Annotated in this window: 8 protein-coding genes and 1 pseudogene; 5 read left to right on the forward strand and 4 right to left on the reverse strand. The window is 52.7% G+C overall.

All coding sequences use genetic code 11. The annotated features are described in order from the left end of the window. Positions 1–5 precede the first annotated feature (5 nt). The 4 genes and pseudogenes from BBW68_RS03325 (at position 6) to BBW68_RS03340 (ending at position 7,177) form a co-directional block, all read left to right on the forward strand. Positions 6–2,534, forward strand: coding sequence for a hypothetical protein (locus tag BBW68_RS03325; protein ID WP_070133993.1), 2,529 nt, complete (start codon positions 6–8; stop codon positions 2,532–2,534). Beyond that, positions 2,534–4,099 (forward strand): hypothetical protein, encoded by a 1,566-nt coding sequence (locus BBW68_RS03330; RefSeq protein WP_070133994.1) that lies wholly within the window; start codon positions 2,534–2,536, stop codon positions 4,097–4,099. The genes BBW68_RS03325 and BBW68_RS03330 overlap by 1 nt, the downstream gene beginning before the upstream one ends. Beyond that, a pseudogene (locus BBW68_RS03335) lies at positions 4,099–6,863 on the forward strand (hypothetical protein). Before BBW68_RS03330 ends, BBW68_RS03335 begins: the two are co-directional and overlap by 1 nt. Next, positions 6,863–7,177 carry a hypothetical protein gene (locus BBW68_RS03340; protein ID WP_070133995.1) on the forward strand — a complete coding sequence of 105 codons (315 nt, stop codon included), beginning with the start codon at positions 6,863–6,865 and terminating at the stop codon, positions 7,175–7,177. The pseudogene BBW68_RS03335 and the gene BBW68_RS03340 overlap by 1 nt, the downstream one beginning before the upstream one ends. A 36-nt stretch (positions 7,178–7,213) precedes the next feature. Here the strand turns inward: BBW68_RS03340 and BBW68_RS03345 are convergent, their stop codons facing one another. The 3 genes from BBW68_RS03345 to BBW68_RS03350 form a co-directional block, all read right to left on the reverse strand. Further along, entirely contained in the window at positions 7,214–7,852 is a 639-nt protein-coding gene (locus BBW68_RS03345) for a BRO-N domain-containing protein (protein WP_070133996.1), read from the reverse strand. Positions 7,853–8,003: 151 nt separating this feature from the next. Next, entirely contained in the window at positions 8,004–8,174 is a 171-nt protein-coding gene (locus tag BBW68_RS19450) for an ash family protein (protein WP_245675192.1), read from the reverse strand. Between the two features lie 64 nt (positions 8,175–8,238). Next, positions 8,239–8,499, reverse strand: a complete 261-nt coding sequence (locus BBW68_RS03350; protein ID WP_070133997.1) for a hypothetical protein — start codon at positions 8,497–8,499, stop codon at positions 8,239–8,241. Positions 8,500–8,694: 195 nt separating this feature from the next. Here BBW68_RS03350 and BBW68_RS19455 point away from each other — a divergent pair, with 195 nt between their 5' ends. Beyond that, complete coding sequence (locus BBW68_RS19455) at positions 8,695–10,878, forward strand: hypothetical protein (RefSeq protein WP_245675193.1); 2,184 nt, start codon at positions 8,695–8,697, stop codon at positions 10,876–10,878. Here BBW68_RS19455 and BBW68_RS03360 read toward each other — a convergent pair. Beyond that, positions 10,868–11,293 (reverse strand): hypothetical protein (locus BBW68_RS03360; protein ID WP_222563059.1); only part of this gene is annotated, 426 nt, incomplete at its 5' end. The two genes, BBW68_RS19455 and BBW68_RS03360, sit on opposite strands and share 11 nt — an antisense overlap.

Here is an 11,293-nt window from a genome sequence, read left to right on the forward strand (position 1 = left end):
TCGAAATGCCAACAGTACCAACAGTCAGCGGGCGCCAGGTTGAAAGCCGCGGATTCCAGTCTCCGGGTTTTCAGGCGTTCGAACAGCCGAATGTCGGCGACGTCATTTCTCAGGTCGCGCCAAAGGCGATCGACATGTTCGCGCAGGCCAAGCAGCGGGCAGATGTCGCCCAGGCGCAGGATGCATCGCTGCAACTGAGTCAGGTATCGAGTGATCTGCTGACGAACCCCGATACCGGTCTGCTGAATCTTCAGGGGAAAAACGCGCTCGGCAAGGGGCAGGAGTATACTCAGCAGTTTGATTCTCAGGCAGAGCAGATCGCCATGACCCTGCCTGAAGGGGCCCGTGCCGGTTTCATGCAGCAGGTGCAACAGCAGCGTATCCAGTTCACGACGCAGGCCGGGCGCCACGAAATCAACCAGCTTAACGCCTATGAAGAAGGGCAGTTCCAGGCGACGCTGGCGAACAACGGGAAACTGGCAGCATCTGCTTACGGCGATAACGCCAACTACGTGCTGTACAACCAGCAGACCTTTCAACAGATCGAAACCTATGGCGCCGCGCATGGCTGGAGCGCCGAGCAGATTCAGGCGAAAAAGACCGAATTTAAAGAGAAGGTCGCTGATACGGCTCTCTCTCAGTGGTCGGCTAACAACTCTATCGAGTTTATCCAGAGCAATGGCGAGTTGAGCGACACGGCTGTTGGATCACGCCGTGCGGTATCTGAAGGTGGTTCAGGCAATAGCGCTCGCGGCATTCGCAATAACAACCCAGGAAACCTCGAATACAGCAAAACTAATCCATGGGTTGGTCAGACCGGTGATGATGGGCGATTTGCTAAATTCGAAACTCCGGAGCATGGCATTCGCGCGCTGGGCCGCAACCTGCTGTCTTACCAGCGCCAGGGTATCGATACCGTCAGTGACATTATCAACCGCTGGGCACCGCCGTCTGACAATAACAACACCGATGCTTACATTCAGGCAGTATGTGCTCAGCTCGGCGTAACTGCGGATCAGCAGCTTGACGCATCAAACCCTGACACGCTGAAGGCCCTGTGTGCTGCAATCATCCAGCATGAGAACGGTAGCCAGCCATACAGCGACCAGCAGCTCGCCACCGGTGTCAGTGCAGCTATTGGCCTGTCACAACTTCCGACCAGCACCAAGCGATATACCGGCAATGCTGCATTCGACGCTGCATCTCCTGAAGCGCAGGCAACCTTCCTCCGTCAGGCTGACCAAATTCGCAAGCAGCAGCAGGCGGAGTATCGCACCAGTATCGACAGTCGGGTTCGCGATGCCAGCGCGGCATACATGCGCGGTGTTGATTTCCCTGATGCACCAACGCAGACCGACTTCCTGGCGGCCTATGGGGTGCGGGAAGGTAATCTCCGCTATACCGAGTTTCGGAATACGCAGATCGCCGGGCAGTACATTGGCTCATTCCGCAACATGCCGACGAGCAGCATCACAGCCTACGTCAATCAACTGAAGCCAGGAACTGAAGAAACAGGCGAGGGATATGCATCCCGCGCTGAATTATTCGATCAGGTATCGGCGGCGGCCTCAAAGGTGATAAGCCAGCGGCAGAATAATCCGTTCAATGCTGCGGTGGAGATTGGAGCCTATAAGCCGATCGCCAGCAACAACCCTAACGACATCACAGCTGAGGTGGCTAACCGTTTCTCTTCACAGGAAAGCCTGCGCGCGCTGGGCATCAATGCGCCTATCCTGTCCAGTGAGGAGGCTGCGGCTCTGTCCGAACAGGTGCGCGGTACCAAAGACGTAAACCAGACAATCAGCCTGTTACAGAGCATGGGTGAGACGTTGTCCGCTCCGGCAATGCGGCAGGTAGCATCTGCCATTGCGCCGAACAATGCCGCCACCGCCTATTCTGCGCTGCTGCTGGGCACGCCGGATAACCAGTACGACAATACCAAGCCGTCTATCGCCTACAGTCAGTTCATCGGCTACAAGCCGACCATGAACAAGTACGACGTATCGAAGGTGATTCTGGCCGGTGACCAGTTACTGAACCCGACGAAGGCAATGAAAGATGCTGGCATTACTCCGGTCCAGTTGCCGAGCGAGGATAAGCTTAAACGAGCATTCGATGATCGGGTGGGTAACGCATTCGCCAATAACGCGCAGGCGCGCCAGCTCAGTTACAACCTTTTCAAGGCAGCTTACGCCGGGATCGCTTATCAGTCAGGTGATGCCTCCATGACGCGCACTGATGCAGCCAACTCAGACGTAGTGGAAAAGGCGGCGCAATACGCCACAGGCGGCGTGTACAAGGGCTTTAATGGTGGCGATGTGGTAATGCCGTTCGGCATGGATAAATCCACCTTCAAGGACCGCTACACCGCATCCGCACAGCAGGCGTTGAAAGATGCCGGTCTCAACGTAAACGCCGCATCAAACTTCACGCCAGTCAACATTGGCAACAACCAGTATCGGCTGGTAAGCGGCAGCGGGCGCTGGGCAACGGACCCGAAAACCAATGAAGCTATCGTCGTGAGGGTAGAATAATGTCTGATGTATTTTCTCTGGCTCCGGAAGGCCAGGCGTGGACCGACGATAAAGCAGCAGCCAATCCGGCACGACCAGAAGACTATGAGCCGACCTTCTTTCAGGGTTCTATTGCCGCACCGGTGCGCGGCGTGGCGGAAGGAACGCTCGGCCTAGCTCAGTCTGCCGTCGGATTCAGTAAGCGCCTGATAAGCGATCCGGCATTCACCGCAGACGTGGCGCCAACGGTTAATATTTTCCGCGTGATGTTTCCTGATGCCGACAAAGCGCTGAATGAAACATACGACACGATCGGCAAGCAGTTGCAGGATGCGCGCGGGTATGTGAAGCCGGATGCGGGTAGCCAGGGCACTGCTGCCGAGGTTCTTTATGGCCTAGGTCAGTTCGTTCCGGCCATTGGTGCGACAATTGTCGGCGGCCCTGCGGTCGGTGCTGCTACGGCATTCAGCTCGACATATGAGCAGTCCTATCAGGATTTCAAAGGAAAGGGAGTAGACGAATCGACGGCGCGCAACCTGGCAACTCAGCAGAGCCTTTTCAACGCAGCGGGCATGGCATTACCTGCTGCCATCGGCACCACTCTGGCAACGCGCATTGCCTCAGGTGTGGCAATAAACACCGGGTTCGGTGGCCTGAACCGTTACTCCGTTGGCGAAACGTTGGAGGAGAAAGGCTACACCGAGATGGCGAAACAGTACCGGGTATTCGACGGCCAGGCCATGCTGGTCGACGCGGTTCTGGGCGGTGCCTTTGGTGGTGCCCATCACCTTGCCGCACGAAATGCTGACGTGCCGCCACCGCCAGATTCTGAAGCACCGATCCCAGCGGCAGAGGTACGGAGTGTTCCTGACGCAACCGCAGAATCATCCACATTAACTGAGTCAGCACCAGTGACTGATGCGCCTGGCGCACCGGTTCGCTCGGATTCTCAAGCACCAGTAACAGAGCCTGCCGCAGCGCCAGATATTCCTGCCATCAAACCGAGCGACATTGATGCAGCCCACACGCTGAATGAGGGTCTCTATTATGATCTGGAATCCTCCCCGGTACTGCATGCCAGCAACGAGAGCATTAACAGCCATGTGGCAGCCATGGACGAAGCGTATCGACAGCTGAATGACGGCCAACCTGTTAACGTCGGGATGATGGCGCGCGGGCTGGATGGTCCGGCCAGGCCCGGCATGCTGGAGTCTGCAAACGAGCAGTACCATGCAATGCAGCAGGTTTTCGAAGAGAATGGTGTCAGGTATGAAACGCCGGCAGAACTGGCTGGAGAAGCTCCGGCTCCGCGAGCAGAAAGCGCCTTTGTTGCAGCAGATGAAGCAGGTGGCCAGGTCAGTGTGGATCCCGACACTGGACAGGCTATTTCATCCAACAGTTACGACCTGATGGCGGCGCGCGATATGGCGACCACCAATCCGGATCTGACAATTACGCATCCCGACACCGGGCAGCCTGCGAAACTCTCCGATGTTCTGGCTGAATTTGATGAGCAAATCCAGACAGTGCAGAACGAATCGAAAGTTTATTCAGTCGCCGCCGCGTGCTTCCTGAGGAATCCATAATGAAACAGGCATGTGTTGAAGCCATTGCGCAGACACTGGGCCGCCAGCCAAAGGCTGACGAGCTGAAAGGTATTGAGGACCGTATCAAAGAGGCTGTGCGCCAGGTACATAAAAAAATGCCAGGGAAGGCAAGACTGGCATCCCTGATGCGCAGACGTACATGGAGGCAGCCGATCTTGTGCGCCAGCGCGTTGTGCATGACGTTTATAAGAAGCGCCAGCGCGTCGCTCAGAACGCGATCGCCATTAGCAGGGTGACTGACACCCTCGACGCCAATATCCCGCCAGAGCAGCAAACACCTGCCAATTTGCAGCAGTTTATCTTCGCAGGGCGACGCACGAAGGTTTTCGGCAATGATCCAGATATCAACGTGACGTCTGCCGAGGAACTGGCGACCGGAGCATATCAGGACTGGTCACGCCAGCTGAGTGCTGAACTGCTCAAAGCCGGTGATGATGTACGCAAATTCTTCGAGCAGAGCAAAGCGCTCGGCGAGCAGCGATTCCGCAGCCTGTTCGACCAGCAGGCTGCGAAGTCCGCACAGTTTCAGATCCTTAAAGAGCTATACGGCGAAGACACCGGGAACCCGCAGGCGAAGAAAATCGCACAGGTCTGGAATGACGTAACCAGCCGGGCCCGCCAGGAGATGAACGACAACGGTTTTGATATCGGCCTGCGCGACGACTGGCATCTTCCGTATGTCGACGACGCTGATTTTATTCGCAACGCCGGGCGTGATGAATGGCTGGCATCGCTGCCGGTGGCAGAACAGGCCAAAGCGCGACTGTCAGGCCGCCAGCCGCCGATAGAGTTTGCCCGCCAGGCGTGGGTGGACGACGTTTACAACACGCAGGATCGCAGCAACTACGTTAATCCGGACGGCAGCCCGATGAATGACATCGAGTATCGCCAGGCGCTGGAAGCGATCTTTGAAACGAAGGCCACCGACGGCGCCAACAAAATCGACCCGGGCGCGTTCATGGGCACCGGCGGGATAAAAAACCGTGGCTCACAGAGCAGGGTGATGGCGTTCAAGGATGCACAATCACACTTCGCCTACATGGAGCGCTATACGCAGCAGCCTGTGGTGGGCGTGATGATGTCCCACCTGCAATCCTCCTCTCGTGATCTGGGTGTCGTTAAAGCCTTCGGACCGGATGCTGCGCGCAACATTTCCCTGGTGCTTGATCGGGTGTATCAGCGTGCTGTCACTGGTGGAAAGCCCGTGGGGCACATGAACGAAGAACGCAAGATGGTCGAGCGGATGTTTAACTCCATGGCCGGGCTTAACGGTGTGGCCACATCGAGCGTGTTCACTTCTGCTGTTGGCGGTCTGCGTAACCTTATGACCAGCGCGATGCTCGGTACCAGCGTACTGACGGCAACCAGCGACCAGGCCATTATGCGCGCCAATGCCCAGGCGCTGGGTTTCACCCGAGACGGCATGCGCCTATCAGCCAACACCATTAAGAACCTATTTAGTGGTGACGCGAAAAGGGCGAATGCTGAGCTGGGCCTGCTGGTGGATTCGCACGCTGCTGTAGTCTCGAAGATGGGCGGCTTTGATCTGTCACGTGGCATAACTGGCTGGTTCGCAGAGAAGACACTGAAGTGGTCCGGTCTGATCGCCATGGACCGCGCCAACAAGGCTGCTTTCGGCCTTCTGATGTATAAAAACATTGGCGAACTGACCCGCAAATTTAAGACGCTGGATGACGTTAAAGGGTCAGATAAAACCATCCTGGCTAACAAAGGCTGGAGCAACGAAGACTGGGCGATCATGGCAGCGGCAGACCTACAGCCAATGACCACCTCCGGTCACATGGGTATGACTCCTGATGCGATCTACGCTGTTCCCGATGACGTGATCATCGGCATCATGGCAGACCGTATTGCACAGGTTCGTGCCGGTAGCGAAGCAGCACTGGCGGCGCTTGGGGAACTACCATCTGAACGTCTAAAGCGGATGAAAGAAGCATTCGACGCAGAAGCGGAGCAGACCATCACTCGTATGGTTCGCAATGCCCGCGCCGAAGCCGCTCAGAAATTGCTGGGTATCACACACGGTGAAATGACCAGCGCAGTCACCACCGCTACCGGGCTGGACACGTACGCCCGCGACGATGCCGGACAGTTGATCAAGAGTTTCATGCTCTTTAAAACAACGCCATTCGCCGGGTTCCGCCAGCTGGTAAACCGCTCTAAGGATCTGGACACGGTGCCCGCCATCAAGTTCCTGGCATCCTATATTGCTGGCACGACACTGGCAGGGATGTTCGCTAACCAGATGAATAGCATGCTGACCGGCAATGACCCGCTGGATATGTCAAAGCCAACAACATGGGTACAGGCTCTACTGAAAGGTGGATCATTCGGTATCTACGGCGATTTCCTCTTCCAGGACCATACACAATATGGCTCAAGTATCGCGGCCACCATCGGCGGGCCGGTGCTCAGTTTTGCAGAGCAGTTAACTAAGCTGCTGATCACGAACCCGCAGAAGGCATTGCAGGGTGAGGAAACTTCATTCGGGGCCGATGCTCTGAAGACGGCCCGCATGATCACCCCATTCGCAAACCTCTGGTATGCTAAAGCCATCACCAATCACCTGATCCTGCAACAACTTCAGGAGATGGCAAACCCAGGATACAACGACCGGGTAAGAGACCGCGCGCAGCGGGAATTCAATACAACGAGCTGGTGGGAGCCTGGCGAGACAATGCCGCGCAGAGCACCAGATTTAGGGAAAGCGGTGGGAAACTAATGACGAGAGATAAAATTGAATATATTGCTTCTCTTCAATATGAAGCCGAGAGGTGGAGAAGGATTGGCGGGTGGGGATCTTTAATAGCGTTCGCTGCTTTACTTATCGACCTCTGGTTCAGGCATATTGGTGCGGCATCACTACTTTTTGAATCAGCAATACTTGGTGGATTCATCTGCTGTTGGGGTGGTAATTTCGATAGGTCATCCAAGCATAAGAGAGAACTCGACACGATATGTTTTGCTCTGTTCGGTAAAAGTTATGAAAGCTCTCACCTTGATATTATTAGACTAGATAAAACCAAATCAACGTGACATGTCACAAAGGCCGCCGAAGCGGCCTTTTTCATATCAGAACGCAGCTGTGTTTTTCGTGATGTACTGCGCGTGGGAGCGGATGTCGTTCAGGCATTTGCTGACGGCGACGATGTAGCTCACCATGGTTGTAAACTCTGCCGCCGCGCCGGAAACATCATGTCCGTCATCCTGCATGCGGTTGAGCAGGTTCATCAGCAGTGAATGCTCAGCCAGGCCGAGAACGCCTTCAGGTGAATGGATGTGCTCGCGGTAGCCTGGCTTCAGCGGAACGTCATAACTTTTTTGCTCAACCTGCATCGCCTGCATTACAGCTGATGCCGTTGCCGTTGCCACCTGATCTGCAACCATCTTAATGCGGTCTTCCTGAGGGATTGCATTTTTGATATAGCTGCCAGTTTTACGGATCTGCGGCAACACTTCACCGGTTACCCATTTGCGGAACCGGTAGGGGATAGTGCCAGGCGTAACCGCGTCGCGGCAGCGGAGGATCAGAGTGTAGAGGCCGGACTCGTTGATGACACTAACATTCTGTGCACCTTTAACGGTGTAAGTTGAACTTACTCCCTTCTCATCATCGTCTAAGGCTTTTAGAGACATACGTGAGTTCGTGAGTCCAAGAGCTTTGCAGACGTCTGAGGCCGCAAACCACGGATTGCCGTCGATGTTGAACATACGTACTGGGGTAGCTGACTCGAATTTGAATACTGCGTCTGGGGTAGGTTTTTTTTTGAGCTGTCATAGCGATCACCTTTGTAGTCAGGATAATCACCACTTCCGACGCCAATCGGGATGGTGGTGAACTGTGCAGGGTTGGCGTAACCGGCTACAAAGGACCCGGCGCACCTTTCGGTGCCCCCACACAGCCCACCATAGAAACTGGTTTGCTATGTAGCACGCATAAAAAAACCGCTCGCGCGGTATATGCGCCTTTGTAGTAATCCGGGACGCCAATCCCGGCACTGGATTTTGCCAGTGCCTGATTACTATGGCACAAGATTTATGCAATGTAAATTTACCGTAAAGGTAATTGTTACATGAATTTTAGGTAATTACAAACCCTATCTGGTTTGCTTCTTCAGCTGCTCAGCGCAGTAATCTAGATGCATTTGCAGATCCTTCATAGACATCTGCGAGCTGGTGACATAGTTAACCAGAGCAGTCAGCTCAACCATCGGACCATCAACGTTAAACCCATCTTCACCAAGCTGGCGCAGCAACGTCATCAGGTGAGAATCTTCAACAAGGGAGCGGACGCCTCCCGGCGTGTGTATTCGTTCGGCAAATCCTTTTTCCAGCGGGTGATGATACTGACGTTGCATCTGATAATTTCCATGCATTCACTGTATAAATGTACAGTAGCAAAAGTTCGAAATATTATCCAGCACGAATTGCTATTTACCTAAAAGGTAATAACTTCTGTGATTGTTATTCATTCAATTCATATAAGGATTGGCAGGTAATAAACTGTCCTGATGATGCACGCGCGCCGGGCGCTGCTTTACTGGAGACAGGCCATGACGGTATCAACCGTAGTTGACCATAACGATTACACCGGGAACGGCGTTACGACATCCTTCCCGTATACCTTCCGTATTTTCAAGAAAACAGATCTCGCTGTATCAGTTGTCGACCTGAGCGAAAACATCACGGTGCTGGTCCTGGACACGGACTACACAGTTACGAACGCAGGAGGTTACAACGGCGGTAGTGTGGTGCTCACCGCGCCGCTTGCGAATGGTTGGCAGATCTTAATTTCTCGTGAACTTGAGCCAACACAGGAAACCGACCTGCGCAACCAGGGGAAGTTCTTTGCTGAAGTGCATGAGGATGCATTCGACAAACTGACGATGCTGATCCAGCAGGTTGCCAGCATGTTCCGTCTGGCGCTACGTAAGCCTTCCAGTATCGCGAACTGGTACGACGCGCTGAATAACTACATCCGCAACCTGAAGGACCCCAGAGACCCGCAGGATGCGGCCACCAAGAATTATGTCGATACGCTGGCAAACAGCAACCTTAGCCGTACGCTGCGGGTTCCTGAGCCGATACCACAACTGCCAGACGCCGCGACGCGCGCGAACAAGATTCCTGCCTTCGACAGCGCTGGTAATCCGATTGTCGTTCTACCTCCTTCAGGATCAGCTTCAGACGTTCTGATTGAGCTGGCCAAACCCACCGGCGCTCAGCAGATCGGCACTAACCACCGCGGTACACTTCAGCAAGACCTGGACGTAATCGATATCAGAACTTCAGGGCAGGATATAAGTGCACTGCTGTCTGCTGGTAGCGATGTAGATATCGACACCACAATTTCCTCAGCACTGTCTATTGCAAGCTCCAAGAACATCTCAGGCAGAGATGACGGGAAGATTGTTGTCGCAAAAGGTAGTTACGGCTTAACTAACTCATCTTCAAACTCATCAATCAGCAACCTCTCAGTTGAAGGAGATGGGTCAGTTACTACTACGGATACCGTAGTTACAGGAAACATTAAGATTGAGGCTGACGATACTACCGTAACTGCATCAAAGCTGTCCAAAACCATGATTGGGTTTTACGTTAAAGGAAATAGAGCAAAACTGATAGGCAATAAAACTGACAGTATGGTTTTAAGCACCGCTCAAGGTGTTGGTGGAGGAGGGGCTGGCGGGTATGGGGTGCTTTGCGAAGGTGTATCTGATATCCTGATTGCAGGGCACAGCGCTGTTGCAACATCAGAAAACGACAGGCATTTCGCTTATCTTTCCAACACTACTGGTGGTGGCGCTGCGAACAGAGATATCAGATTAATAGGGAATAGGGCTGAATGGAGCGCGGTTAACGCAGGGGATAACGACCTCACAAGAACTGCGGTAATGATTAATATTCGCGGTAATTCTGGTGTTGTTATTATTGGTAATCAGCTTAGGGGAGGTGGTTCAGGGATCGGCATAACCAATGAACTGGTTGATGTTGAATATATCAACATCACAGGAAATCAGTTGCTTGGAATTACAAAGGCTAAACCTGACGATGCTTGTGTCGGGATAGGCATCTCTGGAGTAAATGGTAAACCTGAGGTTCCAGGGTTTAACATATCGGATAACCATATTCAGATATCACGTAAGTCTGGAGTTACTGATGGCGTAAGGGTTCCCTATCCAATTTATATCACTCGCGGTCGGCATGGGATAATATCCGGCAACGTTATAGCATCCCCTGGTAGTTCAGCTGCTATATATTTGGTGGAGAGCCGAGATATTACTATTAGTAATATTATCGGATTAAGTAACGATGGCACTCAAACGGAAGGGTTTATACGGTTCGCCACTGGGTGCAGAAATATATCTGTCAGCAATGTTCAGCATGATAGGGTTACTACGTTTTCTGGACTTGATGCTGTTACAGATCTAACTGTTGATTTTCCTCGCATGTGCGAAGTTTATTACAATGCGGGGGTTTTAAGCACAGTTGACCCTCATGGGCTAATTGGGTCCGTAACGATTAGCGGTAATAATGTCGTGGTAACAATGAGGAGTCATGTAACTCAAGCTGCATGTGACACAGTGCAAACGCGAGCCATGTTCTCAGCCTCGCCCATAAATATGATAGTGGGGTCCGCATCAAAAGTGTTGACGGTAGCTGCGTTCACAGGAGCGAACACAGCCGTATCCCCATCAACGGGTCAAGTAAGATTTAAACTTATTTTCAACTGCTAGTATTTAATCTGCATTCTTTAGGTGCTTCTCCAATAACAATGTATGCATCCTTGCTATGCGAAAAAATATTGTATAGCGGGGTGCTTACTTCATGCTTACCATAAGAGCATGCTGCAATAAGCTTTTTGATGGTTGATTTTCTGTCAAAACTGAAATCAATGTTTTTGGCTCCAAGACCATTAAGTTGTGTGGCCAGAGTCCAGTCGTAAAGCCTTGCGTTTATAACTCGAGCAATCGGGTATGATTCTGAAACCATCCTTGAGTATATTGATTCACTAACCCTTCCGTATGTATGAAACGTTAATCCCTTAAGTCTATCGTTGCTTTCTATTATTGTTTTTATCTGTGCTGTAAGAAATAGATCTGACTCATACTGTTTTTTTGTTGCAGACATAACAGCATAAGAAGAGCATAT

It is taken from the genome of Candidatus Erwinia dacicola (assembly GCF_001756855.1).
Taxonomy (GTDB): domain Bacteria; phylum Pseudomonadota; class Gammaproteobacteria; order Enterobacterales; family Enterobacteriaceae; genus Erwinia; species Erwinia dacicola.